Annotated in this window: 24 protein-coding genes; 10 read left to right on the top strand and 14 right to left on the bottom strand. The window is 65.5% G+C overall.

Annotation, left to right across the window (positions count from 1 at the left end):
- Positions 1 to 4: 4 nt before the first annotated feature.
- From AB7290_RS08790 to AB7290_RS08810, 5 genes are all read right to left on the bottom strand, one after another.
- Entirely contained in the window at positions 5 to 1576 is a 1572-nt protein-coding gene (locus tag AB7290_RS08790) for an AMP-binding protein (RefSeq protein WP_085405248.1), read from the bottom strand.
- 33 nt (positions 1577 to 1609) lie between these two features.
- Complete coding sequence (upp, locus tag AB7290_RS08795; protein ID WP_085405247.1) at positions 1610 to 2245, bottom strand: uracil phosphoribosyltransferase; 636 nt, start codon at positions 2243 to 2245, stop codon at positions 1610 to 1612.
- Between the two features lie 158 nt (positions 2246 to 2403).
- Entirely contained in the window at positions 2404 to 2532 is a 129-nt protein-coding gene (locus tag AB7290_RS08800; RefSeq protein WP_256478590.1) for a hypothetical protein, read from the bottom strand.
- A gap of 90 nt (positions 2533 to 2622) precedes the next feature.
- Entirely contained in the window at positions 2623 to 3021 is a 399-nt protein-coding gene (locus tag AB7290_RS08805) for a hypothetical protein (protein WP_085405246.1), read from the bottom strand.
- A gap of 17 nt (positions 3022 to 3038) precedes the next feature.
- Entirely contained in the window at positions 3039 to 3230 is a 192-nt protein-coding gene (locus AB7290_RS08810) for a hypothetical protein (protein WP_085405245.1), read from the bottom strand.
- 201 nt (positions 3231 to 3431) lie between these two features.
- On the opposite strand from AB7290_RS08810, the gene AB7290_RS08815 reads away from it, so the two are divergent.
- The gene (locus AB7290_RS08815; protein WP_161495938.1) at positions 3432 to 3725 is read left to right on the top strand and encodes a hypothetical protein; all 294 of its coding nucleotides are present in this window, start codon (positions 3432 to 3434) and stop codon (positions 3723 to 3725) included.
- Positions 3726 to 3761: 36 nt separating this feature from the next.
- Here AB7290_RS08815 and dapA read toward each other — a convergent pair whose 3' ends face one another.
- The 4 genes from dapA to AB7290_RS08835 form a co-directional block, all read right to left on the bottom strand.
- A complete protein-coding gene (gene dapA / locus AB7290_RS08820; RefSeq protein WP_135214836.1) occupies positions 3762 to 4679 on the bottom strand; it encodes a 4-hydroxy-tetrahydrodipicolinate synthase in 918 nt (305 codons plus the stop codon).
- Between the two features lie 17 nt (positions 4680 to 4696).
- On the bottom strand, positions 4697 to 4951 hold the full coding sequence (locus AB7290_RS08825; RefSeq protein WP_063981387.1) for a hypothetical protein: 255 nt from the start codon (positions 4949 to 4951) through the stop codon (positions 4697 to 4699).
- A gap of 133 nt (positions 4952 to 5084) precedes the next feature.
- The gene (locus AB7290_RS08830) at positions 5085 to 5363 is read right to left on the bottom strand and encodes a hypothetical protein (RefSeq protein WP_081369150.1); all 279 of its coding nucleotides are present in this window, start codon (positions 5361 to 5363) and stop codon (positions 5085 to 5087) included.
- A 20-nt stretch (positions 5364 to 5383) separates the two neighbouring features.
- Complete coding sequence (locus tag AB7290_RS08835) at positions 5384 to 5851, bottom strand: hypothetical protein (protein ID WP_085405242.1); 468 nt, start codon at positions 5849 to 5851, stop codon at positions 5384 to 5386.
- Between the two features lie 380 nt (positions 5852 to 6231).
- Here AB7290_RS08835 and AB7290_RS08840 point away from each other — a divergent pair, with 380 nt between their 5' ends.
- From AB7290_RS08840 to AB7290_RS08870, 7 genes are all read left to right on the top strand, one after another.
- Positions 6232 to 6456 (top strand): hypothetical protein, encoded by a 225-nt coding sequence (locus tag AB7290_RS08840; protein ID WP_085965673.1) that lies wholly within the window; start codon positions 6232 to 6234, stop codon positions 6454 to 6456.
- An 11-nt stretch (positions 6457 to 6467) separates the two neighbouring features.
- On the top strand, positions 6468 to 6557 hold the full coding sequence (locus AB7290_RS08845) for a K(+)-transporting ATPase subunit F (protein WP_041953522.1): 90 nt from the start codon (positions 6468 to 6470) through the stop codon (positions 6555 to 6557).
- A 112-nt stretch (positions 6558 to 6669) separates the two neighbouring features.
- Positions 6670 to 8373 carry a potassium-transporting ATPase subunit KdpA gene (gene kdpA, locus AB7290_RS08850; RefSeq protein WP_208088430.1) on the top strand — a complete coding sequence of 568 codons (1704 nt, stop codon included), beginning with the start codon at positions 6670 to 6672 and terminating at the stop codon, positions 8371 to 8373.
- 18 nt (positions 8374 to 8391) lie between these two features.
- Positions 8392 to 10506: a potassium-transporting ATPase subunit KdpB gene (kdpB, locus tag AB7290_RS08855; RefSeq protein ID WP_085405240.1), complete on the top strand. Its 2115-nt coding sequence runs from the start codon at positions 8392 to 8394 to the stop codon at positions 10504 to 10506.
- Positions 10507 to 10563: 57 nt separating this feature from the next.
- A complete protein-coding gene (locus AB7290_RS08860; protein WP_085405239.1) occupies positions 10564 to 11169 on the top strand; it encodes a K(+)-transporting ATPase subunit C in 606 nt (201 codons plus the stop codon).
- Positions 11170 to 11209: 40 nt separating this feature from the next.
- The gene (locus tag AB7290_RS08865) at positions 11210 to 13933 is read left to right on the top strand and encodes a sensor histidine kinase (RefSeq protein ID WP_085405238.1); all 2724 of its coding nucleotides are present in this window, start codon (positions 11210 to 11212) and stop codon (positions 13931 to 13933) included.
- Positions 13930 to 14619 carry a response regulator gene (locus tag AB7290_RS08870; protein WP_028147071.1) on the top strand — a complete coding sequence of 230 codons (690 nt, stop codon included), beginning with the start codon at positions 13930 to 13932 and terminating at the stop codon, positions 14617 to 14619. Before AB7290_RS08865 ends, AB7290_RS08870 begins: the two co-directional genes overlap by 4 nt.
- A gap of 140 nt (positions 14620 to 14759) precedes the next feature.
- On the opposite strand, the gene ku is transcribed toward AB7290_RS08870, so the two are convergent.
- Positions 14760 to 15644 (bottom strand): non-homologous end joining protein Ku, encoded by an 885-nt coding sequence (ku, locus tag AB7290_RS08875; RefSeq protein WP_085405237.1) that lies wholly within the window; start codon positions 15642 to 15644, stop codon positions 14760 to 14762.
- Positions 15645 to 15761: 117 nt separating this feature from the next.
- Between ku and ligD the strand changes: the two genes are divergently transcribed.
- On the top strand, positions 15762 to 18428 hold the full coding sequence (gene ligD, locus AB7290_RS08880) for a DNA ligase D (RefSeq protein ID WP_354078001.1): 2667 nt from the start codon (positions 15762 to 15764) through the stop codon (positions 18426 to 18428).
- A gap of 106 nt (positions 18429 to 18534) precedes the next feature.
- On the opposite strand, the gene AB7290_RS08885 is transcribed toward ligD, so the two are convergent.
- A complete protein-coding gene (locus AB7290_RS08885; RefSeq protein WP_007595743.1) occupies positions 18535 to 18699 on the bottom strand; it encodes a DUF3309 family protein in 165 nt (54 codons plus the stop codon).
- A gap of 182 nt (positions 18700 to 18881) precedes the next feature.
- Here AB7290_RS08885 and AB7290_RS08890 point away from each other — a divergent pair, with 182 nt between their 5' ends.
- Positions 18882 to 19199 carry a polyhydroxyalkanoic acid system family protein gene (locus tag AB7290_RS08890; protein ID WP_085405235.1) on the top strand — a complete coding sequence of 106 codons (318 nt, stop codon included), beginning with the start codon at positions 18882 to 18884 and terminating at the stop codon, positions 19197 to 19199.
- 3 nt (positions 19200 to 19202) lie between these two features.
- Here the strand turns inward: AB7290_RS08890 and treY are convergent, their stop codons facing one another.
- Genes treY through glgX form a run of 3 tightly spaced genes read right to left on the bottom strand, consistent with a single transcriptional unit; the run spans position 19203 to position 25820 of the window.
- The gene (gene treY / locus AB7290_RS08895) at positions 19203 to 21989 is read right to left on the bottom strand and encodes a malto-oligosyltrehalose synthase (protein WP_085405234.1); all 2787 of its coding nucleotides are present in this window, start codon (positions 21987 to 21989) and stop codon (positions 19203 to 19205) included.
- A gap of 1 nt (position 21990) precedes the next feature.
- The gene (gene treZ / locus AB7290_RS08900; RefSeq protein WP_085405233.1) at positions 21991 to 23745 is read right to left on the bottom strand and encodes a malto-oligosyltrehalose trehalohydrolase; all 1755 of its coding nucleotides are present in this window, start codon (positions 23743 to 23745) and stop codon (positions 21991 to 21993) included.
- Complete coding sequence (gene glgX, locus AB7290_RS08905) at positions 23742 to 25820, bottom strand: glycogen debranching protein GlgX (protein ID WP_085405232.1); 2079 nt, start codon at positions 25818 to 25820, stop codon at positions 23742 to 23744. The genes treZ and glgX overlap by 4 nt, the downstream gene beginning before the upstream one ends.
- Positions 25821 to 25822: the final 2 nt, after the last annotated feature.

The raw sequence follows: 25822 nt of genomic DNA on the forward strand, positions 1-25822 counted from the left end.
GGGCCTATTCGGCGGCGATCCGTTCCATTGCCATGGCGCGAAGCCGGGCGCGCTGGATTTTCACACCGTTGGCGCTGTCGGTGACGGGGAAAGCGTCGACGATATAGATTCGTGCCGGCACCTTATAGCCGGCCAGCCGCTCGCGCAGGCGGGCCACCAGCATCTCCTGCTGCGGCGGCTCCTCGGCCGGAATCACAAAGGCGACGCAGCGCGCCTGACCCCTAAGATCGACCGCGACAACCTGGGCGTCGGCAACCCCCGTGCAGGCTTTGAGCTCGTCCTCGATCTCGCCGGGCGCAACCAGGAAGCCGCCGAGCCGCATCGCATCGCCCGCGCGGGTCTCGTAGACGAAGGCGCCGTCGCTGCGCATCCGGCCGATGTCGCCGGTGCGGAAGAAGCCGTCCGCGGTGATCGCGTCGTGCGTCGCATCCGGGTTGTTGAAATAGCCGAGGAAGCGCGAGGGCGCGCTGATCTCGATCTCGCCGGAGACGCCTTGCGCCGCCAGCTCCCCGGTCTCAGTGTCGCGCACGCGCACCTTCGCGTCGGGAGACATCGGCCAGCCGCCGCCTTCGATGCGAGCGGCGAAGGCATCACCGGAGCGGGCGATCGAGAACAGCGCCTGCACCTCGCTCGAACCGTAGAGGCCGAACAGCGGCATGCCGCGCGCCTCGGCCTCCGCGGCGAGTTCACGCCAGCCGGGCTGGAACGCGGCGAAGCCGCAGACTTCGAGATGCGGGAATGGCCGTGGTGTGTCGGCGAGCGCGAGGATGCGGCGGAACATCTCGTCGGAGCCGAAGGCGTGCGTGATCTTGTGTTCGCCAAGGACCTTCGACGCTGATGCCGCCTCGAAAGCATCGAGCACATGGATGGTCGCGCCGGCTGCGATGAAGCCGAGCAGGCTGGTCATGCCAAAGGTGCCGCAGAACGGCAGCATGGCCAGCAGCGAATGGCGCTGTGGCGAGAGTTTCAGCGCCTTGGCGACGGAGGCGGCGTGCGTGGCGAGCGTCCGCTGCGAATGCGCGACGAGCTTCGGTCCCTTGGTCGTGCCCGATGTCGTGTAGAGCAGCACCGGCAGATCGACCTCGTCCCGCGCCGGCGGTGCTGGCGGATAGGACGTCTCGAACGCATCGAAGCGCACACAGGGCCAGTGTGCGGGGATCGCATCCCCGCCAACCACCGCGAGCCTTTGCAGCGCGGGCACTTCGTCCCTGGTGACCCCGGCGAGGATGGCGGCAAAATCGATCGAGCGGAACGCGGCCTCGACCACCATCAGCCTGGCGCCGGACACCTTGAGCAGATGGCCGACTTCCGCGCTGCGGTAGCGGGTATTGACCGAGGCGACGATCGCACCGCAGCGGGCGGCGGCGAACAGCAGTGCGATCCATTCGACCCGGTTGACCAGCCAGACCGCGACCACGTCGCCCCGGCCGATGCCTTGCGCGGCAAGCCATGCGGCGGTCTGCTCGACCTTCCCGGAGAATTCCGCGCGCGAGACCGGCCTGCCGTCAAACACGAAGGCGGGCTCGGCGCCTTCGGTGCCGATCAGCGATTGAAGCGAAAATTGGTTGACGCTCATGGCAACCGGACTAACCCGATCGCGCAGACCTGTCTACTTGGTGCCGAACATCCGGTCGCCGGCATCGCCCAGGCCCGGCACGATGTAGCCGTGGTCGTTGAGCCGCTCGTCGATCGCGGCGGTCCAGATCGGCACGTCGGGATGCTCGCTCTGGAACTGCGCGATGCCTTCGGGCGCGGCCAGAAGGCAGACGAAGCGGATGTCGCGGGCGCCGCGCGCCTTGAGCAGGGAGGCGCCGGCGCAGGCCGAGTTGCCGGTCGCCAGCATCGGGTCCATCAGGATCACGGTGCGGTCGGACAGGTCCTGCGGCGCCTTGAAGTAATATTCCACGGCCTGCAATGTCTCGGGGTCGCGGTAGAGCCCGATATGGGCGATGCGCGCCGAGGGCATCAGCGCCAGCATGCCGTCGAGGAAGCCGACGCCGGCGCGCAGGATCGGCGCCAGCGTGAGCTTCTTGCCGGCAATCTTCGGTGCCCGCATCGGCGAGATCGGCGTCTCGATCTCCACCAGCTCCAAAGGCAGATCGCGCGTCACCTCGTAGCCGAGCAGCATCCCGATCTCGTTCAGGATCTCGCGAAAACTCTTGGTCGAGCGGTCCTTCTCCCGCATGAGGGAGAGCTTGTGCTGGACCAGGGGGTGGGCGACGACGTTGACGCTGCTTGTGCTCATGAAACCGATCTACACGGTTCCGTGAAATAGCGCCAGATCGGCCAGATCTTTTCGCGGGGATACGCGGCCTCACGCGGGCATCGCGACGGCGCTACGTACCCAGCTGCTCGCCTCGTAGGCAGCCATGGTCAATTCACGGTCCATCGATGTGCCGGGTTCTAAACTCCCAGCCCGCGTGCCACGAGCGTGATCACGATTGTCAGGACCGCGCCCCAGATCAGGCTCAGCGTCATGGTCAGGATCGTTGTCGTGACCGCCTGCTCCAGATTTCCCTTGAGGAGCTGCATGCTACTTGTCCGTGGCAGGCGCGACGCCGATGCGCAGGCCGAGCAGCAATGCACCCATCACCGCAACCAGGATGGCGATCTTGAGCTCGATCATGTCCGCAGCCTTGCCGCCGCGCGGGCCAGGAGCCGCCTCGCGCCCTCCGCCAGCGCAATCAGCGGATTGCCGCGGTTCTCGATATCGAGCTCGAAGGTCTCGGCGGGAAACACCAGCGCGCATCTTGCGGGCCCACTCTGCCGGTTGGCGAAGTCGACCGCGGAGCTCTTGAACAGGAAGAGACCGCCGATGCGTCCATGCGCCTCGCGCGCGACCCAGAGGCCGGCGCCGTTGCGCCCGATGAAGAAGGCGGGGATGGCGGTGCTGATGACATCCGGGTCGATCGGTCCAAGGCACGCCGCGGACGCGGCGATTGTCGGTCGCTCGGGCTGGCGACGCGCGGCTTGAAGGGCGATCGCGGCCATGGCGGCTTCCTCACACATCTGCAAGGTCATGATGGTCTCCCATGCCGTCAGGCGTGGAGGTGCCAGACATAGATCGCGGTCTTCAGCGCGATCAGCGCTGCGAGCACGCTGCCCATCGAGAGCAGGGTCAGCGCGCTGAGCGCGAGGCGCTTGAGCTGTGCCTTGCGCTCCGGCGAGATCCGTGCGGGGCGTTCGGCCCAGCCAAGGGAGCGCTCAGCGCCATGTGTCAGCATCGACATGTCTGCATTCCTTCGTCAGCGTGGCGGTGGCCGAGGCCGCCGCAATCTGCCTCGTATGATGTCCATCGTTGCGTAGGATTGCGAGATGAGCGCCGAGGCACCAGTATAGGAATGCTATAATGATGCCGACCGTCGCGCCGGCAGCCCTCTGAAGAGACCGGGGTTCCGCTTCGGCCGGGCCTGAGACGGCGCAGGATCCAAATGCGTCATCCCGATCGCTGCGGCAAAGGCGTTCCGCAGCCGCGGTTCATCGATCTGCTTGCAGAAGCATTCCAGCGTCGCTTCCACACTCTGCCGCTGCCCGCTGATGGCCGCACAGAGTTGCGAGCTGGTCCGCCGAAAGAAGTGGAGGGAGTCCCTGGCGCCGCCGCCCAGATGATCGAGGTCCGCCGCGAGCGCGGCGACATTAAGCCTGTCGGACTCATCGAGCGTCACGGCAAATCGCAGCAGCGCGAGCTGCCAGGCGCGGAGCAGCCTGTGAGGCCTTTCGATTGATTGCCGCATGGGGATACCCGGATGCCGTGCGACGCCTCAGGCGCCGACGCGGTCGATCAGCTCCTCGTCGGCGATCGCGGCGAATGCGCGTACCACTTCCCTCTGCGCGGCTGCGTCCAGCGGAACGATCGGAAGCCTTGTGGCGGGCGACATCAGGCCAAGCACGCCGAGTGCACATTTAAGTGCGGCCGGGCTCTCCTTCCCGAGGCAGGCGATCAAGGGGATCAGGCGCCTGTGCAGGTACCGGGCGGATTGCAGCCGGCCCTGCCTGACATGTGAAAAAATCGTGCGGCAGAGATCCGGCGCGATGTTGGCGACCTCCGAGATCGCGCCATCGCCGCCGTCCGCGATGAAGCCGAATGCGGTGGTGTCGTCGCCGGATAGACAGCGGAAGCCGGCAGGCAGGCGGCGGGACAGGCGCATCGGGCGGGTGATGTCGCCGGTCGCATCGCGCAGGCCGACGAACTGGCGCGATTCGACGAGGCGCAGAAGCGTCTCGTCGGCGAGCGGCCGCAGCGTGCGGGAGGGTACGTCGTGCAGGATCACGGGCAGGCCGATCGCGCCGGCAATGGCGCGGAAGTGCGCGAGCATTCCGTCCTGCATCGGCTTGTTGTAGGCGGGCACCACCGACATCACGGCATCGGCGCCGGCGGCCTCCGCGCGCCGCGCGAGTTCGATGGCGTGGCTCGTTGAATTCGACACGGCGCCGGCGATGATCCGCACGCGGCCACGCGCGACATCGACCGCGGTGCGAATGATCAGCGCCTGCTCGGCCGGCGAGAGCGTCGGTGCCTCGCCGGCGGTCTCACACACCACCAGCGCGGGTACGCCGGCTGCGATCTGACGCTCGCAGAGCGCGGCGAACGCCTTCAGGTCGATCGCGTCGGCCGAATCGAACGGCGTCGGCAGGTCCGGTATGAACCCGGTGAACCAGGCGGAGGGTGGGATGAACATGGTTTTTGCCGAGGAACTCAGGCGGCGCGCTTGGGAGCGGCGGCATCGGGCCTGCTGCCCATGTCGAGCTCGATCTCGCGTGGCAGCTCGATGATGGTCTCGGGATGCTGTCCGTTTTCGAACAGCGCATATTTGATGGCCTGGGCGCGGTTGACGAAGAGGCCACCGTAGAGGCCGTTCTGCTGCTGGGCGACCCACTGTCCCCTGTGGTTGCGGCCGATGAAGACGATGGTCGAGGGAGAGCTGCACGAGGGAGGTTCGACGAGTTTCACTTTCGTATTCCTTCCGATTGACGCGGGCGGCGGGTGCGTGTCCCGCGACCACCCGATCAATATCTTTTCAAGCGAATATGATTTCGAGTGAGGCTGCGCGACGATCTCATAGGAAGGTCATAAAGCCCGATGCTCAGGCCAGCTCGTTGACGACCTGAACCAGCGCGAACAGGGCGCCGAAGGCAACGCCCTCGTCCCAATGATTGAGGACGGCACCGAACAGCGGCTCGCGCCTGACGAGGCCGGCGAGGGCGCACAGGATGATCGACATCCAGAGCAGGGCGGAGAGGCTGCGTGCAAAGCCGACGCTGCCGAAGGCTGCAAAGGCGACGAGCAGTGCGATGCGGACGGCAAAGCGCGCGATCAACCGCGTCGGGCTGAGGCCCCGCGACATGTCTGAAGATTGCGGCAAGGCGCGAACCTCCGCTTGGCCTAGCTGAAATTCTCGCAAGCGACCGGCTGATAGAGCGGGTCCGGGGCGGGGCGCACGGTGGGAACGCTCGGCCGCGATACCTCCACGGCCAATGCCTGTACTTCGATGAAGGCCGACAGCAAGGCAAGTGCGAGATCGGCATGCCGGGCTTCGACAGCGGCGTCGAGCCAGTCCGGCAATTCGCGCTCGCGCGACAGCGCGCAATGCCACTCGCCCTCGTCATAGGCGATGCGGCGGACCTGCCACAGCGGCAGCTCGAACTCGATCAGCGCCAGCGCGGCGTCGGTCCAGGCCTCGGCATCGACCAGGCGCATGATGCGCGCACTGCGCTCGCTCCGCCCGCGCGACGGGAAGCGCCGGCAGGCCTGATCGATGATGTCGAGCATCAGCGGACGCGTCATTGCCGGTGCCGCGCGAAGCAGTTGGTTGAGGGAAGGTGGGGCAAGGCGTCGGAGAACGGCGGTCATGTCTGGCCTCCTGGAATTGGCGTCGGTCAGTCGGCCGGCCTCTCCAAGATGGCTGGAAGCGCATTTGAAAACGAGATGGGGACGGGACGGGAGATATAAGGATTTCATAAGTGCACGGAATCTTCCGGATAAGAGCGACAGATCCTCGGCCGCCGTCGCCGCCGAAGGTCGAGGCTTATAGAAGCAGGGCTTTTTGAAAAGACCCTGGCCATGGCCTGCCTTAACAACGGTAGTGAAAGCAACGGTGGCTTGTGTCGCTGCGCTGCCTGCTCGGAACGGCCGCCCGGAATACAGTGTCGGTGCCACATGGCGGACAGCCACGACGTGCCGGCCTTTATGGAATTCATATAACTTCGCCATAGGCCTCATCTCGAAAACCTATGCCGGTGGTGGCACTTCAACACGGTCAAAAGTCCCGGCTGGTGCCGTGGAAATGCTTTGCATTTCCTTCGTTCCACGCGCTCGCCGGACGCCTGAGAAACGGTTGCGTCCGACATAAAGCCGCAACGAGGAGCATTCCCATGATGGACATTCTGATGCTGGCGCTGGGCTTTGGCTTCTTCGCGCTCGCGATCGGCTACACCTACGCCTGCGAACGGCTGTGAGGGAGCGGACCATGACCTTCGATTATTCGCTCGCCGCCGTCGTCTCGCTCGGTCTCCTGTTCTACCTCACTTATGCGCTGCTGCGGCCCGAGCGGTTCTGACCCGTGCTGCTGCTTCTCGAATTGCTGCTCGCGGACGCCGCGCTGGTGGCGTGCCTGCTTGCCCTGATCCTGCCGCTCCTGCGCAGGTCAAACGTCCTAAAGGGTTGATGCCATGACTATGATCGGTTGGCTCCAGATCATTCTCTTTTGCGCGATTATCGTCGCGCTGACAAAACCGCTCGGCGGATACATGACGGCTGTGTTCAACGGCGAGCGGACGTTCCTGTCGCCGGTGCTGCGGCCGATCGAGGCCGGCATCTACTGGTTTTCCGGCGTCGAAGAGAGGCGCGAGCAGCATTGGCTGACCTACACGGTCTCGATGCTGCTGTTCCATGTCGGCGGCTTCCTCATCATCTACGGCGTGATGCGGCTTCAGGCGGTGTTGCCCTTCAACCCGGCCGGGCAGGGCGCGGTCGCCCAGGATCTCTCCTTCAACACCGCGATTTCCTTCATCACCAACACCAACTGGCAGAATTACGGCGGCGAGAGCACGGTATCCTATCTCGTGCAGATGCTCGGCCTGACACACCAGAATTTCCTGTCGGCGGCGACCGGCATCGCGCTCGCGGTGGCCATGATCCGCGGATTCTCGCGCGCCTCGATGCGCACGGTCGGCAATTTCTGGGTCGACGTCACCCGCACGACACTTTACGTGCTGCTGCCGATCTGCGTCGTCTACACGCTGTTCCTGGTCTGGCAGGGCATCCCGCAGACGCTCGGTGATTACGTCGAGGCTACGACGCTCGAAGGCGCCAAGCAGACCATCGCGGTCGGCCCGGTGGCCTCGCAGGTCGCGATCAAGATGCTCGGCACCAATGGCGGCGGCTTCTTCAATGCCAACGCCGCCCATCCCTTCGAGAACCCGACCGCGCTGTCGAATCTTGTGCAGATGCTCTCGATCTTCCTGATCGGCGCGGCCATGACCAATGTGTTCGGCCGCATGGTCGGCAACCAGCGCCAGGGCTGGGCGATCTTCGCGGTGATGGGCGTGCTGTTCATCGCCGGTGTCTCCATCACCTACTGGGCGGAAGCCAACGGCACCTCGATGATGCATGCGCTCGGCCTCACCGGCGGCAACATGGAGGGCAAGGAAGTCCGCTTCGGCATCGTCGCATCCTCGCTGTTCGCCGTGGTGACCACGGCTGCCTCCTGCGGCGCGGTCAACGCCATGCATGACAGCTTCACCGCGCTCGGCGGCATGATCCCGCTGATCAACATGCAGCTCGGCGAAGTCATCATCGGCGGCGTCGGCGCCGGCCTCTATGGCATGCTGCTGTTCGTCGTGCTCGCGATCTTCGTCGCCGGCCTGATGGTCGGCCGCACACCGGAATATGTCGGCAAGAAGATCGAGGCGCGCGAGGTCAAGATGGCGATGCTCGCGATCCTGGTGCTGCCGCTGATGTATCTCGGCTGGACCGCGGTCGGCGTGGTCTATCCGGCGGCGGTCGCCTCCATGGCGAATGCCGGCCCGCATGGCTTCACCGAGGTGCTCTACGCCTTCACCTCGGCGACCGGCAACAACGGCTCGGCCTTCGCGGGCCTCACCGGCAACACGCTGTTCTACAACCTCACGCTCGCATCCGCGATGTTCGTCGGCCGGTTCTTCATGATCGTTCCGGCGATGGCGATTGCGGGCTCGCTGGCCGCCAAGAAGTCGATCCCGCCGTCGGCGGGCACGTTCCCGACCACGGGTGGGCTGTTCGTCGGCCTCGTCGTGGGCGTGATCCTGATCATCGGCGGCCTGACCTTCTTCCCGGCACTCGCGCTCGGCCCGATCGTCGAGCAACTCGCGATGAACGCCGGCAACGTCTTCTGATTGTTTGGAGTGACCTCCATGGATACGATGAAACTGCAAAAACGTGCCCCGATGTCGGCAATGCTCGATCCCAAGATCGTTCTGCCCGCGATCAGCGCGTCCTTCACCAAGCTCGACCCGCGGCTGATGATCAAGAACCCCGTGATGTTCGTGGTCGAGATCGTGGCCGCGCTCACCACGGTGATCTTCCTGCGCGACCTCGTCGCCGGCGGCGAGAATCTCGGCTTCACCTTCCAGATCATCCTCTGGCTCTGGTTCACGGTGCTGTTCGCCAATTTCGCCGAAGCGGTGGCCGAAGGCCGCGGCAAGGCACAGGCCGAATCGTTGCGCAAGACCCGCACCGAGAGCCAGGCCAAGCTCCTGAGCGGCGCGGGCCAGGCCTTCACGCTGGTGCCGGGCACCAGCCTGAAGGTCGGCGACATCGTGTTGGTCGAGGCAGGTGACGTCATCCCATCCGACGGCGAGGTGATCGAGGGCGTGGCCTCCGTCAACGAAGCCGCCATCACCGGCGAGTCCGCGCCGGTGATCCGCGAGTCCGGCGGCGACCGGTCGGCGGTGACCGGCGGCACGCAGGTGCAGTCCGACTGGATCCGCGTCCGCATTACGGCCGCGCAAGGCTCGACCTTCATCGACCGCATGATCAAGCTGGTCGAGGGCGCCGAGCGGCAGAAGACGCCGAACGAGATCGCGCTCAACATCCTGCTCGCCGGCCTCACCATCATCTTCGTGTTCGCCACCGTCACCATTCCGAGCTATGCGGCTTATGCCGGCGGCTCGATCTCGGTGGTCGTGCTGGTCGCACTGTTCGTGACGCTGATCCCGACCACGATCGGCGCGCTGCTGTCGGCGATCGGTATCGCCGGCATGGACCGCCTGGTCCGCTTCAACGTGCTGGCGATGTCCGGCCGCGCGGTCGAGGCTGCCGGTGACGTCGACACGCTGCTGCTCGACAAGACCGGTACGATCACGCTCGGCAACCGTCAGGCCACCGCGTTCCGTCCTGTGCGCGGCGTCACCGAGCAGGAGCTCGCGGACGCAGCCCAGCTCGCCTCGCTCGCCGACGAGACCCCGGAAGGCCGCTCCATCGTCGTGCTGGCGAAGGAGAAGTATTCTATTCGCAGCCGGGATATGGCCGAGCTTGGCGCCACCTTCATTCCGTTCACGGCACAAACCCGCATGAGCGGTGTCGATGCCGGCGGCTCGTCGGTGCGCAAGGGCGCGGTCGATGCCATGCTCAACTATGTCGGCGGCGGTGCGCCGCTGGCCGTTGCCTCCGGCAACACCGCGCGCGCCATCCAGCCTGCAGTGCTTTCCGACGCCGGCCGTGAAGTCCAGACCATTGCCGACGAGATCTCGAAAGCAGGCGGAACGCCGCTTGCGGTCGCCAAGGACGGCAAGCTGCTCGGCGTCATCCAGCTCAAGGACATCGTCAAGGGCGGCATCCGCGAGCGCTTCGCAGAACTGCGCCGCATGGGCATCCGCACCATCATGATCACCGGCGACAACCCGATGACAGCCGCTGCGATCGCGGCGGAGGCGGGCGTCGATGACTTCCTCGCGCAGGCAACGCCCGAGGACAAGCTGAAGCTGATCCGCGACGAGCAGGCCAAGGGCAAGCTGGTCGCCATGTGCGGCGACGGCACCAACGACGCGCCCGCGCTCGCCCAGGCCGACGTCGGCGTCGCCATGAACACCGGCACCCAGGCCGCCCGCGAGGCCGGCAACATGGTCGACCTCGATTCCAACCCGACCAAGCTGATCGAGGTGGTCGAGATCGGCAAGCAGCTGCTGATGACGCGCGGCGCGCTGACCACGTTCTCGATCGCCAACGACGTCGCAAAGTATTTTGCGATCATCCCGGCGATGTTCCTGGCGTTCTACCCGCAGCTCAACGTGCTCAACGTCATGAACCTGTCGAGCCCGCAGAGCGCCATCCTGTCGGCGATCATCTTCAACGCGCTGGTCATCATCGCGCTGATCCCGCTGGCGCTGAAGGGCGTGGCCTATCGCGCGGTCGGTGCCGGCGCATTGCTGAGGCGCAACCTCCTGATCTACGGCCTCGGCGGCATCGTGATTCCCTTCATCGGCATCAAGGCGATCGACCTCGTCGTCACCGCCTTGCATCTGGCTTGATCGTCGCCGCGGGGCGCACCGCGCCCCGCGCAGTGACGAAAGATTTGGAGACCTAACATGCTCAGAGAAATTCGCCCCGCCATCGTCCTGCTGCTGGTGCTCACCGCCATCACCGGCCTGGCCTATCCGCTCGCAATGACCGCTATTGCCGGTGCGATCTTCCCCTCACAGGCGCAGGGCAGCCTGATCGAGCGGGACGGCAAGGTGATCGGCTCCGCCCTGATCGGGCAGGAGTTCAAGGAGGACAAATATTTCCACGGCCGCCTTTCGGCGACTTTGGCGCCGGACCCGAATGATTCGACCAAGACGGTGTCGGCGCCCTACAACGCGGCCAACTCGGGCGGCTCCAACCTTGGCCCGACCAGCAAGGCGCTGGCCGACCGGCTCAAGGAGGATGTGGACAAGTTGAAGGCTGAAAATCCGAACGCCGCCGTGCCGGTCGACCTGGTCACCACCTCGGCCAGCGGCCTCGACCCGGACATCTCGCCGGAAGCGGCTGAATTTCAGGTGCCGCGGGTGGCGAAGGCGCGGAATCTGCCGGACGCTCAGGTCAAGCAGCTCGTGGCCTCCAACACCCAGGGCCGTTTGCTCGGCCTGATTGGCGAACCGCGGGTTAACGTTCTGGCACTGAACCTCGCGCTCGATCGCGCCACCGCGAAGTAGCGGTCTAGGCTGGGGGCGGGCGGATGATTATATTGGCCTGATGGTCCGAGAGCGCCGCGATCCCGAACAACGTCCGTCCCCTGAGGCGCTGCTTGAAGCCGCGCGCCGGGAGGAGAGCGCGAGCGGCAAGCTGAAGATCTTCGTCGGCGCCGCCCCCGGCGTCGGCAAGACCTACGAGATGCTGCAAAGCGCCCATGCCAGGCGCAAGGCGGGCATCGACGTGGTGGTCGGCTTTGTCGAGACCCATGGCCGCGCCGAGACCGAGGCGCTGGTGCGCGGGCTCGAGGTGGTGCCGCGCAAGAGGTTCGACTACCGCGGCCAGAGCGTCGAGGAGATGGACCTCGATGCCGTGATCGAGCGCCGCCCTCGAATCGCGCTGGTTGACGAGCTCGCTCACACGAATGCCGCCGGCAGCCGCCATCCCAAGCGCTATCTCGACGTCGAGGAGCTGTTGTCCCACGGCATCGACGTCTACACCGCCGTCAACATCCAGCATATCGAGAGCCTGAACGACGTCGTCGCCCAGATCACCCATGTGCGGGTGCGCGAGACCGTGCCCGACTCGGTATTCGACCGCGCCGATGCGATCGAGCTGATCGACCTCACGCCCGACGATTTGATCCAGCGGCTGCGGGAGGGCAAGGTCTATGTGCCCAAGCAGGCCGAGCGGGCGCTGGAGCACTATTTCTCGCCGGGCAATCTGACCGCGCTGCGCGAACTGGCGCTGCGGCGTACGGCCGAGCGGGTCGACGAGCAGCTTCTCAATCACATGCAGGCGAATGCCATCGCCGGCCCCTGGGCCGCGGGCGAGCGCATCCTCGTCTGCATCAGCGAGGATCCGCGCGCGGCCGGGCTCGTCCGCTACACCAAGCGGCTAGCCGACCGGCTGCATGCGCAATTCACCGCGATCTCGATCGAGACCCGGCGGTCGCTCCAGCTTTCGGACGAGGAGCGCGATCGTCTCGCCGATACGCTGCGGCTTGCCGAATCGCTGGGCGGTGAAGCGCTGACCATCCCCGCTGTCGGCCGCCGCATCGCCGACGACGTCATCAACTTCGCGCAAGGCAACAACGTCACCCAGATCGTGATCGGGAAATCGACGCGCTCGCGGTGGTTCGAACTGACGCGCGGCTCCGTCGTGCATGATCTCGTGCGCAGTTCCGGCAATATCAGCGTTCACGTCATTCCCGGCGATGAGCTCGCGGCCGAGCCGGCGCCGAAGACGGCGGTTCAGACGGCGGCACGGGCAGAGGCGTTTGATGCACGTCCCTACTTGAAGGCGCTCGGGATCACCGCGCTCGGCCTTGCCGCAGCGGTGGCCATCAAGCCGTATTTCGGCATCGAAAACGTCGACCTGATGTTCCTGACCGCGGTTGTCGCCGTGGCTGTTCGCTACGGGTTGTGGCCGTCGCTCCTTGCGAGCGTCGCGGCGTCGCTGGCGTACAACTTCTTCTTCCTGCCGCCGGTCTACACTTTCACGATTACCGACCCGACCAATGTCGCGGCGTTCTTCTTTTTCATGTTGATCGCGTTCGTGGTGTCGAACGTCGCCGGGCGGGTGCGCACGCAGGCGGACACCGCGCTCGGCCGCATCCGCACGACCGAGCAGCTCTATGCGTTCAGCCGCAAGCTCACGGGCACCGGGACGCTCGACGACGTGCTCTGGGCAACTGCCTATCAAACTGCGCTGATGCTGAAGGTTCGCGTGGTCCTGCTGCTGCCGGAGGAAGGCCTGCTCACGGTGAAGTCCGGCTATCCGCCCGAGGACCAGATCGACCAGGCCGATCTCGCCGCCGCCAATTGGGCCTGGAGCAATGATCGTCCCGCCGGCCGCGGCTCGGACACGCTGCCCGGTGCCAAACGGCTGTTCCTGCCGATGCGCACCGGGCGTGGTCCGATCGGCGTCATCGGTATCGACAATGATCGCACCGGTCCGCTGCTGACCCCGGACCAGCGCCGGCTGCTCGATGCACTCGTCGACCAGGGCGCACTGGCAATCGAGCGCGTGCTGCTGGTCGAGGACGTGGATCGCGTCAAGCGCACCGTCGAATCCGAGCGGTTGCGCTCCGCGCTGCTGACATCGATCTCGCACGATCTCAAGACGCCGCTGGCCTCCGTGCTCGGCGCGGCCTCGACCATGCGCGATCTCGCCGGTGCCTTGTCCGACACCGAGAAGCGCGATCTGCTCGCCACCGTGATCGACGAGTCCGAGCGCCTCAACCGCTTCATCGCCAATCTGCTCGACATGACAAAGCTCGAATCCGGCGCCATCGTGCCCAACGCGGCACTGCACGATCTCGGCGAGATCGTCGGCAGCGCGCTGCGGCGTGCGAGCAAGATATTGACGGCGCACAAAGTGGAGCTGGTGCTGGCCGCCGATCTGCCGATGCTTCAGCTCGATGCCGTGCTGTTCGAGCAAGTGCTGTTCAATCTGCTCGACAATGCCGCGAAATATTCGCTGCCCGATACAACGATCTCGATCCGCAGCCGGCGCGAGGGAAATCATGTTGTGCTAGAAATCGCCGATCAGGGTGGCGGCATTCCGCCTGACGAGCTCGAGAGCGTGTTCGACAAGTTCTATCGCGTGCAGAAGGGCGACCATGTCCGTCCCGGCACCGGGCTGGGGCTCGCCATCTCCCGCGGCTTCGTCGAGGCGATGCAGGGCACGATCTCGGCCGCCAACCGCGGCGACCGCAGCGGCGCGATCCTCACCATCCGGCTGCCCGTTCCGGCACGGACCCACGCATTGGATACAGCCGCATGAGTGCCGCCCCGATCAAGGTTCTGGTCATCGACGACGAGCCGCCAATCCGAAAATTGCTGCGGATGGGACTCTCGACGCAGGGCTACGAGATCCTGGAAGCGTCGAACGGAAAGACCGCGCTCGAGAAGCTCGCGGAAGAACCCGCGCTGATCATTCTCGATCTCGGCCTGCCGGACATCCAGGGCCACGAATTGCTGCGCACCATCCGCGGCCGCAACGAAGGCGTGCCGATCGTGGTGCTGTCGAGCCGCGGCGACGAGGCCGGCAAGGTGCAGGCGCTCGATCTCGGCGCCGACGATTACCTGACAAAGCCGTTCGGCATGGACGAGCTGTTGGCGCGCCTGCGTGCGGCGCTGCGGCACCAGCTCCAGGTCAAGGGCGAGCGTCCGGTGTTCCGCACCGGCGATCTCTCGGTTGATCTCGTGCGCCGCATCGTCAAGGTCGGCGAGCGCGAGATAAAGCTGTCACCGAAGGAGTACGATCTCTTGCGCGTGCTGGTGCAGCACGCCGGCAAGGTGCTGACCCATCGTTTCCTGCTCAAGGAGCTCTGGGACGAGCTCACCGACGCGCAATATCTGCGCGTCTATGTCCGCCAGCTCCGCCAGAAGATCGAAGCCGATCCCGAACGCCCGCAATATGTGCTGACGGAGACCGGGATCGGGTACCGGCTGAAGGCGGGGGATTAGCTTTCGATCCTCATCCTGAGGAGCGCGGAACGAGCGTCTCGAAGGATGAAGGCCCGGCTGCGGCAGCGAGGCCTGCATGGTTCGAGACGGCGCTTCGCGCCTCCTCACCATGAGGGCAGAGAGTGGGGCGCGCGGCGAAATCACCCCGCCTTCCTCTGCCGCGTCGTCGAGCGCTGCGTCTTCTTCGCGTTGCGCGGGCGGCCGGTGGCACGACGCGCATGGGACTTCGCCACCGCCTTCTTCCCACCGCGTCCCTTCAGGCTCTGCTTCAGCGCGTCCATCAAGCTGACGACGTTGCTCGGGCGCTCGTCGCGCTCCGGCAGCTCGATTGTCTTGCCGCTGGCCTTGCGCTTCACCAGCGCCTTCAGCGCGGTCTCGTACTCATCCTTGAACTTGCTCGGGTCGAAATGCGCGGCCTTGGTCTGCAGGATGTGGCCGGCGAGCTCGACCATGTCCTTGGTGATCTTGGGGCTCTTGATGCCGTCGAAGAACTGGTCCTCGTCGCGAAGCTCATAGGGGAAGCGCAACGTGGTGCCGAGCAGGCCCTTGCCGAGCGGTTCGATCGCGATGATGTGCTCGCGGTTGGTGAGCACGATCTTGGCGAGCGCCACGCGGTCCTGGTCCTTCATGGCGTCGCGGATCACGGCGAAGGCATCGACCGCAGCCTTGCCGTCGGGCGCGATATAATAGGGATGATTGAGATAGCGCTGGTCGATCTCGTCGCTCGGCACGAAACTCTCGATGTCGATGGTGTGGTTGCTTTCGATCTGGACCGCCTCGAGCTCCTCCGGCTCGATCTCGACATATTTGCCCTTGCGCAGCTCATAGCCGCGCCCCTTCTGGCCGCTCTCGACCACGTCGCCGGTCCCGGAGTCCACCATCTGCTGCTTGAGCCGGTTTCCGGTCTCGCGGTTGATCATGTGAAACCGCGTCTTCTCGGCCGCGGTGGTCGCCGGATAAAGCGCGACCGGGCAACTGACCAGCGAGAGCTTTAACGTTCCCTTCCAATAGGCGCGCGGGGCCATTCCGTTCTCCAGCGTTTCAAGGCATTTTGGAACCCCAACAGCCCCATCGGGTTTTGGTTCCGGGTGGGACTTCCGCCGTGATAGGCTTCAACGCCGAAAGAGAATGCGGGACCGGTCGTGCTGCGAAAACTCTCCACCTACCGACAGAAACGCGATTTCGAGAAGACACCGGAGCCGTCGGGCAAGACCGCGGTGGCGCCATCGGCGCAGCGGCGCTTCGTGATCCAGAAGCACGATGCGACGCGACTGCACTATGATCTGCGGCTCGAGTTCGACGGCGTGTTCAAGTCGTGGGCGGTCACCAAGGGACCCTCGCTCGATCCGCATGACAAGCGGCTGGCGGTCGAGGTCGAGGACCATCCGCTCGACTATGGCGATTTCGAAGGCACGATTCCGGACGGGCAGTATGGCGGCGGCACGGTCATGCTCTGGGACCGCGGCACCTGGGAGTCCGAGGATCCCGAGCGCGGCTTCCAAAAGGGCGACCTCAAGTTCACGCTCCACGGCGACAAGCTGCATGGAAGCTGGGTGCTGGTGCGGATGAGGCATGACCGCACCGGCGGCAAGCGCACCAACTGGCTCCTGATCAAGCATCGCGACGAATATGCCAGCGAGAGCGACGACATTCTCAGCGAGGACAAGTCGGTGGCCTCCGGCCGCGCGATGGCAGAGATCGCCGATGGCAAGGGTCGCGCGCCAAAACCGTTCATGTTGGCGAAGGGTGCCAAGGTCAAGGCCGATGCGGTCTGGCAGTCCAATCGTGTCGAGGAGCCGAAAGGGCGCACCGTCAGGCCGGCGCCCGGTGCGGCGTTGAAGCGCGGGACGGGCGCAAAGACGAAAGCGACGACCGCGACAAGCGCGAAAAGAGTCTCAGAGATGCCGGACTTCGTCGCGCCGCAGCTCTGCACCCCGGTCGAGCGGCCGCCGGCGGCCGACGGCTGGTGCCACGAGATCAAGTTCGACGGCTATCGCGTCCAGCTCCGCGTCGAGGACGGCGAGGCGACGCTGAAGACGCGCAAGGGCCTCGACTGGACCGACAAGTTCGCAGCCATCGCGAAGGAGGCGGGCGAGCTTCCCGACGCCATGATTGACGGCGAGATCGTCGCGCTCGATCACAACGGCGCACCGAATTTCTCCTCGCTCCAGGCCGCGCTGTCGGACGGCAAGACCGAGGACCTGATCTTCTTTGCCTTCGACCTCCTGTTCGCCGAGGGGCTCGATTGCCGGCGCCTGCCACTTGGCGAGCGCAAGGACCGCCTCAGGCAACTCCTGGAAGCAGGCAAGAAGAAATCGAGCCAAATCCGCTATGTCGAGCATTTCGAGAGCAGCGGCGATGCCGTGCTGCAATCGGCCTGCAAGCTCGAGCTCGAAGGCGTGGTGTCGAAGAAGCTCGATGCGCCTTACCGGTCGGGGCGAACGGAAAGCTGGACCAAGGCCAAATGCCGCGCCGGCCATGAGGTCGTGATCGGCGGCTGGAAGACCACCAACGGCAAATTCCGCTCGCTGATGGCCGGCGTGCACCGCGGCGATCATCTTGCCTTCGTCGGCATGGTCGGCACCGGCTTCGGCGCGGACACGGTCAGGCGCATCATGCCGTCCTTGAAAGCCATGGAGGCCAGGCAAAGCCCCTTCGGCGGCAAGAACGCGCCGAAAAAGACGCGCGACGTGCACTGGCTGAAGCCGGAGCTCGTCGCCGAGATCGAGTTCGCCGGGTTCACCGCCGACGGCAATATCCGCCAGGCCGCCTTCAAGGGCCTGCGGCAGGACAAGCCGGCCGAGGAGGTCGAGGCGGAAACACCCGTCGATACCGAACTCGCAAAACCCTCGACCAGGAAGCCTGCTGTGCCGAAGGCAGGCAAGCGGAAGGATGCCGGTACGGCCGAGGTGATCGGTGTCGTCATCTCGAAGCCGGACAAGGAGCTGTGGCCGGATGGCGGCGACGGCGCGGGCGTCACAAAGCTCGATCTCGCGCGCTATTTCGAGGCCGTCGGCGCCTGGATGATCGAGCACATCAAGGGCCGGCCCTGTTCGATCGTGCGTGCGCCTGACGGCATCGGCGGCGAAAAATTCTTCCAGCGCCATGCCATGCAGGGCACGTCGAACCTGCTGGAGCTCGCAAAGGTCTCGGGCGATCGCAAGCCGTACCTGCAGATCGATCGCGTCGAGGGGCTCGCCGCGGTCGCGCAGATCGGCGGCGTCGAGCTGCATCCCTGGAATTGTGCCCCGGACGCCTACGATACGCCGGGCCGGCTGGTGTTCGATCTCGATCCCGCGCCGGACGTCAAATTCGCCGATGTCGTGGACGCCGCCAAGGAGATGCGGCAGCGCCTCACCGACGTCGGCATGGAGAGCTTTTGCAAGACCACCGGCGGCAAGGGCCTGCACGTGGTGGTGCCGCTGCTCCATGGCGCGCGCGACAAGGTGAGCTGGAAGGAGGCCAAGGCGTTCGCGCAAGGCGTTTGCCAGTGGATGGCCGACGACGATCCCGAGCGCTATCTGCTCAACATGTCGAAGAAGCTGCGCAACGGAAAGATCTTCCTGGATTATTTGCGCAACGATCGCCTGTCGACGGCGGTAGCTCCGCTGTCACCCCGTGCGCGCGATGGCGCGACCGTGTCGATGCCTGTGACGTGGGCGCAGGTGAAGGGCGATCTCGATCCGAAGCGGTACACGGTGCGGACGGTGCCGGGTCTGCTGGCGCGCTCGAAGGCCTGGGATGGCTATGACGACGCGGCCACATCGATCACTGCGGCGGCGAAGAAGCTCGCGGGGAAGAAGAAGTAGGGTGGGCAAAGCGAAGCGTGCCCACCAGCTTTCTTATTGCGGCGAAGAGGTGGGCACGGCGCGTTGCGCCTTTGCCCACCCTACGAGGCCGCTACAGCTCCTTGCGCTAGATCCGTCCGAGCAACAGCAGGATCAGCAGGATGACGATGACGAGCCCGAGGCCGCCGCCGCCGTAATAGCCGGTGCCGTAGAACGGGCCGCCGCCGATGCCGCTGAAGCCGCCGAGCAGCGCGATGACCAAAATGATCAGAATGATCGTACCGATAGACATGCTAGTCTCCTCCAGCCCTTTGTTGAAAGGGTCGTTTGCACCTGTCCCGTGGTGCGAGGGCAACTTGCCGCAGGTTCTATAGTTCCCACGATGAAACACGGCGAACGGGGCCAACTTGCATGGAACCTTTGCCAGTCCAGGCGGCATGACTATGTGAGGATCAGTCACCACAGGGCAGCGCCATGTCAGCACCGCTTGTCGTCTCCATTCCGCATCGTCTCGGCCGCGAGGAAGCCGTGCGCCGGCTCAAGACCGGGCTCGGCCGCGCCGCAGCCAGCATTCCCGTGATGCAGGTCGAGGAGGAGCGCTGGAACGGCGACAGCATGAATTTTCGCATCCGCGCGCTCGGGCAGATCGCGAGCGGTCAGGTCGATGTCGCCGACGACCACGTCAAGGTTGAGGTGGTGCTGCCGTGGCTGTTGCAGCGCTTCGCCGAGATGGCGCAGGCGACCATCCGCAAGCGCGGGCAGCTGCTGCTGACCAAGGACGGGGGCAAGTAGCCGTCAGCTACGAGCGCGCTGTTGCCTGGGTCTCGCCGTGCTTGCGGCGCGTGCTTCGATGACCGCAGCGGGAATATCCCGGAAGGCTTGCGCAAGCGGCAATTGATTGCCGGCAAAGCCCGGCCCGGTGTAGCCGGTGATGTCGATCGTCGCGTCAACACCCTCGAACGCGGGCCATTGTCGGCCCTCTTGCGTGAACGGCGCAAACTGGCGCCCGACCACGACGATCGCAGCCGTGCGGCCGTGTCGGCGGACAAAGGCAATGACGTGGTGTGCGTGCGCGCCCTGGACCTGCAGTGGCTGATACTCGCCCTGCGCGAACACATCGGCGAGTTCGTTGCGCAGTTTGAGCAGGTGCCGCGTCCAGGCCAGCTTGAGCTGGCCATTCGGCCAGGTCTTGATCAGCCCGCGCCAGTCCGGCGCATCCAGTGACGTCAGCGCCGTCTGCCGCGCGGCAAAGTCCACCGGGCGGCGGTTGTCGGGATCGACCAGCGACAGGTCCCAGTATTCGGTGCCCTGGTAGAAGTCCGGCACGCCGGGCAGCATCGCCTTGAGCGTGAGCTGGCTCAGCGAATCCAAGGCGCCGAGCAGCGCGACACGGCGTGCCAGGGTTTGCAGCGCCTCCGGGAACTCGCTGGACTGCGCTGGATCGAGGATCTTCCCGATGAAGCTCGCGACGCCGTTCTCATAGGCCTCGTGCGGGTTGAGCCAGCTGGTCTCCTCCTTGCCCTCGCGCGCGGCCTTGAGCGCATAGGCCTGGATGCGCTCGACGAAGCCGGCATCGGCTGTCTCCTCAAGCGGCCAGGCGCCGAGCAGGGTCTGATAGAGCATGTATTCGAACGTCGCCGACGGCGCGCGCAGATTGCCGTCGAGCGCGAGGTGCGGCGCGTTCAGCACCTTCCAGCGTGCCACCGCGCTGGTCCATTCGCCGGGAATCTCGCTGAGCGCCGCGATGCGCGCGCGGGCATCCTCGCCGCGCTTGGTGTCGTGGGTCGCGGTCGCCGTCATCCCTTGCGGCCATTCGTTGGCACGCGCGCGCATGGCCTCATGGAAGGCAGGTATCGTGAGGCCATTGCTCGCGGGGTCGCCGCCGACCTCGTTCAGGGCGAGCAGCCGGTGGAATTGATAGAACGCGGTGTCCTCCAGCGACTTCGCCATCATCGGTCCCGTGAACTGCTGCACCTTCAGCGCGAAACGGCGCACCCGCGGGGCGCTGTGCGGGGGACGGCCGGGTTTGAGCAGGTCCATGGTCAGCGCGTCGCGCAGGAAGTCGAAGATGCCTTCATCCGCGGCGAACCATTCCGCGCGGGCCCGCTCGATGGTGTCGTCGATCAGCTTGCGGTCGAGCGCGGTCGGGCCGCTATGCGTCAAATAGGTGCGATAGACCGGGAAGTGCAGCACGTACAATTCGAGTGCCTGCCGCAGGCTGTCGGCGGAGAAGTCGCGGGTCGAGTAATGCCCGTTGGCGATGCGCGCGAGCAGGCGGGTCAGCACGGTGAATTCGCTGGTCAGCAGCGTCTCCAGCACGCGCCGCTTGGCGTCCTTGACGTAAGGAGCCAGCCGCGGCGGACGGTTGCTGATCTGCCGCCAGGTCTCGTTCAGCGCCTCCAGCCCTTTCGCGTCGACCAGAACCTGAGTGATGACATTCATCCACTCATAGCCCGTGGTGCCCTGAACGCCGGCAAAATGCGGCAGGCGCTCGTGCTCGCACAGGATCTTCTCAATCACGGTATAGAACGGCTTTGTGTTGCCTTGCGCGTCGCGCACCAGCCGGCGCAGCCGCTGACAATATTGTGCAGGATCGCGCAGGCCGTCGATGTGATCGAGGCGGATGCCTTGCAGCTTGCCGTCGGCAATGAGCTGCTTCACCAGCCGGTGCGTGGCGGCGAACGTGCTCGCGTCCTCGACGCGCAGGCCCGCAAGCCCGTTGACGTCGAAGAAGCGGCGATAGTTGATGTCGCTGGAGGCAAGCCGCCAGTGCCCGAGCTTGTAGTGCTGGCGCTCCAGCAGATGATGCAGCGCCAGCGTCTGCGCCGGACGATCCTTGGCGGAACGATAGGCGGGGAGGCCGCGCTCGATGATGTCGGCGCTGCCGGCGATCTCCTTGAGCTCCGCCTTGAAGCCGGGCGCTTCCCTGCGGTTGGGACGACGCAACCCCGTGTAGCGGGCCGCGAGCGCGAGCAGGCGCTTGCCGGCCTCGGTCTCGGCGGCGTCGGCTTCCTTCACGATCACGCGCAGCATTTCGCCATAGCGTTCCGGTGCGATCGGCAGGCGATGCTCGAAATACCAGGCGGAAAAACTGCCTTCATCGGCATCGTAGCGCAGCTCGATGTCGCCGCGCTCCAGCGCCTCGCCATAGGGCGAGCCGAGGATCGGCAGCAGCACGCCGCCCCGGGCGCGATAGGCCAGTTGATCCCAGTCGATGTCGAAGGAAACCGCATGCGGCGAGGCCTGGCCCCATTCCAGCACGTCGAGCCACCAGGGATTGTCGGCAAAGTGCACGCCGACATGGTTCGGCACGAAGTCGATGATGAGGCCGAGGTCGTGCTGCGTGAGGGCATCGCTCAATCGAGCAAAGCCGGCCTCGCCGCCGAGCTCGGGATTGAACTGGCTGTGGTCGACGGTGTCGTAGCCGTGGGTCGAGCCCTTGCGCGCCTTCATCACCGGCGAGGCGTAGAGATGCGTGATCCCGAGTGCCTTGAGGTAAGGCACGACCGCGGCGGCCTTGTCGAAGTCGAAATCCGCGGTGAGCTGAAGCCGATAGGTCGCAAGAGGAATGGCAGGAGGCATGCTAACCTCCGAGATGCCAGATCACCGACCAGGGTGGGAGCCGATCGCCGCTGACGGAGCCCCAGATCGGCGTGCCTGTCGCGTCGCTGGGACGTGCGATGTCCTTGTCCGAGAGATTGGCGGTCAGGCGCAACCTCGCGCCGTCGCCCATGCGCCAATGTGCGGTGAGCAGGCCGCTATCGGCCGTCGCGGCATCGCCGAACCTCGCACCCTTCAGGCGCGGTGCGATCTCCTTGTGACGCAGCGCGAGCAGCTCCCGCACCAGCGCCAGCCGCGCATCCTGCCCCGGCGTGTGGCCGGTCCAATCCAGCACGGCCGATTGCAGCGTTTTGGGATCGAGCGGATCGGGGACCTCGTCGCCGTATTTCTCGTAGGCCCAGGCATATTCCTGCTTGCGGCCCTTGCGCACGGCATCGGCAAGGCCACCCTGGAAATCGCAGAAGAACGGGAAGGGCACCGTGGAGCCCCATTCCTCGCCCTGGAACAGCATCGGCACCATCGGTGCGAGCAGGGTCACCACGAGCGCGGCTTCGATCTGCCGCGGTGATGCCAGGCTCTCGAGCCGGTCCCCCAATGGGCGATTGCCGATCTGGTCGTGGTTTTGCAGGAAGTTGACGAAGGTCGCCGGCGGCAGCTCGCCGCTCGCCTCGCCGCGCGGCTTCTTGCCCCAGAACTCCGAGGTCTCGCCCTGGTAGACGAAGCCCGAGGCGAGCGCGCGCGCAAGATCCATGCGCGGCGTCTGGTAGTCGGCGTAATAGCCCGCGAGCTCGCCGGTCAGCATCACGTGCCAGACGTGGTGATAATCGTCGTTCCACTGCGCGCGATATTTGCCGTTGGGCGGATCCTGCGCGGCATCGAGCAGGCTGGCGCGGTTGTCGCCGTTCTCCAGCACGAGATGGATATGCCGTCCGGTGGCCTTGGCAAGCTCGCCGGCGGCGACGCTGAGATCCTGCAACATCGACTGCTCGCCCGGGATCGCCATGATGTGATTGGCGGCATCCAGTCTCAGGCCATCGAAGCGGTAGTCGGTGAGCCAGGACAGCGCGTTCTCGACCGCGAAGGCCCGGACCTGCGGCACGCGATAATCGATCGCGCTGCCCCATGGCGTATGCGCATCGGTGAAGAAGGCCGGCGCATAGCGGCCGAGATAATTCCCCTCGGGGCCGAAATGATTGTAGACGACGTCGAGGAACACCATCAGCCCGCGCAGATGCGCCTCGTCGATCAGTGTCTTCAGGTCCTCGGGCCGGCCATAGGCGCTGTCGGGCGCGTACCACAGCACGCCGTCATAGCCCCAGCCGCGGCGGCCGGCGAAATCGGCCAGCGGCATCAATTCCAGCGCGGTGATCCCGGTCGCAACGAGATGATCGAGCTTGTCGATCATGGCGCGGTAGGTGCCCTCAGGCGTGAAGGTGCCGACATGGGTCTCGATCAGCACCGTCTCTTCCCAGGGACGTCCGCGCCAATCGCGCGCGCGCCACGCGAAGGCATCATGATCGACGACTTCGCTCGGGCCAAAAACGTCCTCCGGCTGGAAGGCCGATGCGGGATCGGGCACGTCGATCTCGTCGTCGATCCTGAACTGGTAGGGACTGCCGACGGGCAGGCCGGCAATCTCGGCGACATACCAGCCATCCTGCCGGCGCTGCATCGCGTGCCGTCTGTCGAGCAGGAGATCGACTCGGCGAGCACCGGGCGCCCACAGCCGGAACGACACGCCGTCCTTGGTCGGCCTCGCCCCGAAGGATGGTCTCATAGCGCCCCCGCGAAGGCGAGCACGGAGCGCGGCGGCGCCTTGCTGTCGCTTCCGGGCTGCAGATCAACACTGTTCGGCCTGGCATCAGTGGTGTTCAGGATCTGCTGCCAGCTTTTGTACTCGGCCATTTTGGGCAATTTGAATGCGATCTCTTCGGGGGCGGCGTTCAGTACGATAAAGATCGCGGCGCTCCCCGGTTCCATCGGCCCCATCACATACGAGAGGAACCGCCCTTCCGGGAATTTCCAGTCGTTCTCCGTCATCTCGTCGCCGGCAGGCGTCAGCCACAGCGCGCCGTAGGAGACGCCGTCCTTGGGCCGGCCGTCGAGCCAGCGATGGCTGCGAAGCTGCGAGAACCGGCGGCGGATCTCGGCGAGCCCGGCGACGAAATCGATCATGTCGTCGCCATCCTTGCCGAGATTGTCCCAGCCGACCCAGCCGACCTCGTTGTCCTGGCAATAGGCGTTGTTGTTGCCGGACTGCGAATTGCCGACCTCGTCGCCTGCCAGGATCAGCGGAACGCCCTGCGCCAGCATCAGGCAGGCCAGCACGTTCTTGCGAAGCTGCCGCCGCAGCCCGAGAATCCCGGGATCGTCGGTCGGACCCTCGACACCGCAATTGTTGCTGTGGTTGTCGCTGGAGCCGTCGCGATTGTCCTCGCCATTGGCCTCGTTGTGCTTCTCGTTGTAGCTGAAGAGGTCGGCGAGCGTGAAGCCGTCATGCACGGTGATGTGGTTGATGCCGGCGCGCGGCCGCCGTCCGTCATGGTTGAACAGGTCGGATGACGCCGTCATGCGGCTCGAGATGTCGCCGATCAGGCTGCCTTCACCGCTCCAGTAGCGGCGCATGGCGCTGCGATACCGATCGTTCCACTCCGACCATTGGGAAGGGAATGCGCCAACCTGGTAGCCGCCGAGCCCGAGATCCCAGGGTTCGGCGACGAGCTTCACCGCCGCCAGCACCGGGTCCTGCCGGATCGCCGTCAGGAACGAGCTGCCGCGATCATAGCCGTTCGGTCCGCGCGCGAGCGTGGTGGCGAGGTCGAAGCGGAAGCCGTCGACATGGCAGACCTCGACCCAGTAGCGCAGCGAATCCATCACCATCTGGAGCACGCGCGGATGGGTGAGGTTCACCGACGAGCCGCAGCCGGTGAAGTCGTCGTAATAGCGCGGGTTCTCGCGGTTCAGCCAGTAATAGGAGGCATTGTCGATGCCGCGGTAGCACAGGGTCGGACCGAGATGATTGCCTTCGGCCGTGTGGTTGTAGACGACGTCGAGCATCACCTCGATGCCGGCATCGTGCAGGCGCGCGACCGTGGTGCGGAAGGAATCGAGCGCATTGTCCTGGGCGTAGCGCGGTTCGGGCGCGAAGAAGGACAGCGTGTTGTAGCCCCAGTAGTTGACGAGCTTCTTCTCGACCAGAATGCGGTCGTCGATGAAGCTGTGGATCGGAAGCAGCTCGACGGTGGTGACGCCGAGCGTTTTCAAATGCTCGATCATCGCCGGCGACGACAGGCCGCCATAGGTGCCGCGCAAATTCGGCGGCACGTCGTCGCGCTTCTGCGTCAGACCCTTGACGTGGGCCTCGTAGATGATGGTGTCTTCCCAGGGGATGTTCGGCCTGATCTCGCGGCGGCCCCAGTTGAAGGTCTCGTCGACGACGACCGCCTTGGGCATGCCGCGCGCGTTGTCGCGCCGGTCGAAGGAGAGGTCCTCGCGCGGCGAACCGGTGCGATAGGCGAAATGGGCATCGCTCCAGACCAGCCGCCCGGCGAGCCGTTTGGCGTAGGGGTCGAGCAGCAGCTTGTTGGCGTTGAAGCGGTGGCCGTGCTCGGGCTCGTAGGGGCCGTGCACGCGATAGCCGTAGAGCTGGCCCGGCGAGATGTCGTTGAGATAGCCGTGCCAGACGTCCTCGGTCCGCTCGGGCAGCTCGACACGCTCGAGTTCGCGCCTTCCCTGCGTGTCGAACAGGCACAGCTCGACTTTCTGCGCATTGGCGGAGAACAGCGCGAAATTGGTGCCGCGTCCGTCCCAGCTTGCGCCGAGGCGTGCGGGCGATCCGGCAGTCAGGCGCATCG

It is taken from the genome of Bradyrhizobium sp. 613_E4_N2_2 (assembly GCF_052075995.1).
Classification (GTDB): Bacteria; Pseudomonadota; Alphaproteobacteria; order Rhizobiales; family Xanthobacteraceae; genus Bradyrhizobium; species Bradyrhizobium barranii.

Excerpts from the sequence above, each read along its gene's own strand:
- AB7290_RS08790 (WP_085405248.1), bottom strand. The coding sequence starts at position 1,576 with ATGAGCGTCAACCAATTTTCGCTTCAATCGCTGATCGGCACCGAAGGC.
- upp (WP_085405247.1), bottom strand. The coding sequence starts at position 2,245 with ATGAGCACAAGCAGCGTCAACGTCGTCGCCCACCCCCTGGTCCAGCAC.
- AB7290_RS08800 (WP_256478590.1), bottom strand. The coding sequence starts at position 2,532 with ATGCAGCTCCTCAAGGGAAATCTGGAGCAGGCGGTCACGACAACGATC.
- AB7290_RS08805 (WP_085405246.1), bottom strand. The coding sequence starts at position 3,021 with ATGACCTTGCAGATGTGTGAGGAAGCCGCCATGGCCGCGATCGCCCTT.
- AB7290_RS08810 (WP_085405245.1), bottom strand. The coding sequence starts at position 3,230 with ATGTCGATGCTGACACATGGCGCTGAGCGCTCCCTTGGCTGGGCCGAA.
- AB7290_RS08815 (WP_161495938.1), top strand. The coding sequence starts at position 3,432 with ATGCGTCATCCCGATCGCTGCGGCAAAGGCGTTCCGCAGCCGCGGTTC.
- dapA (WP_135214836.1), bottom strand. The coding sequence starts at position 4,679 with ATGTTCATCCCACCCTCCGCCTGGTTCACCGGGTTCATACCGGACCTG.
- AB7290_RS08835 (WP_085405242.1), bottom strand. The coding sequence starts at position 5,851 with ATGACCGCCGTTCTCCGACGCCTTGCCCCACCTTCCCTCAACCAACTG.
- AB7290_RS08840 (WP_085965673.1), top strand. The coding sequence starts at position 6,232 with ATGCCGGTGGTGGCACTTCAACACGGTCAAAAGTCCCGGCTGGTGCCG.
- AB7290_RS08845 (WP_041953522.1), top strand. The coding sequence starts at position 6,468 with ATGACCTTCGATTATTCGCTCGCCGCCGTCGTCTCGCTCGGTCTCCTG.
- kdpA (WP_208088430.1), top strand. The coding sequence starts at position 6,670 with ATGACTATGATCGGTTGGCTCCAGATCATTCTCTTTTGCGCGATTATC.
- kdpB (WP_085405240.1), top strand. The coding sequence starts at position 8,392 with ATGGATACGATGAAACTGCAAAAACGTGCCCCGATGTCGGCAATGCTC.
- AB7290_RS08860 (WP_085405239.1), top strand. The coding sequence starts at position 10,564 with ATGCTCAGAGAAATTCGCCCCGCCATCGTCCTGCTGCTGGTGCTCACC.
- AB7290_RS08865 (WP_085405238.1), top strand. The coding sequence starts at position 11,210 with ATGGTCCGAGAGCGCCGCGATCCCGAACAACGTCCGTCCCCTGAGGCG.
- AB7290_RS08870 (WP_028147071.1), top strand. The coding sequence starts at position 13,930 with ATGAGTGCCGCCCCGATCAAGGTTCTGGTCATCGACGACGAGCCGCCA.
- ku (WP_085405237.1), bottom strand. The coding sequence starts at position 15,644 with ATGGCCCCGCGCGCCTATTGGAAGGGAACGTTAAAGCTCTCGCTGGTC.
- AB7290_RS08885 (WP_007595743.1), bottom strand. The coding sequence starts at position 18,699 with ATGTCTATCGGTACGATCATTCTGATCATTTTGGTCATCGCGCTGCTC.
- AB7290_RS08890 (WP_085405235.1), top strand. The coding sequence starts at position 18,882 with ATGTCAGCACCGCTTGTCGTCTCCATTCCGCATCGTCTCGGCCGCGAG.
- treY (WP_085405234.1), bottom strand. The coding sequence starts at position 21,989 with ATGCCTCCTGCCATTCCTCTTGCGACCTATCGGCTTCAGCTCACCGCG.
- treZ (WP_085405233.1), bottom strand. The coding sequence starts at position 23,745 with ATGAGACCATCCTTCGGGGCGAGGCCGACCAAGGACGGCGTGTCGTTC.
- glgX (WP_085405232.1), bottom strand. The coding sequence starts at position 25,820 with ATGCGCCTGACTGCCGGATCGCCCGCACGCCTCGGCGCAAGCTGGGAC.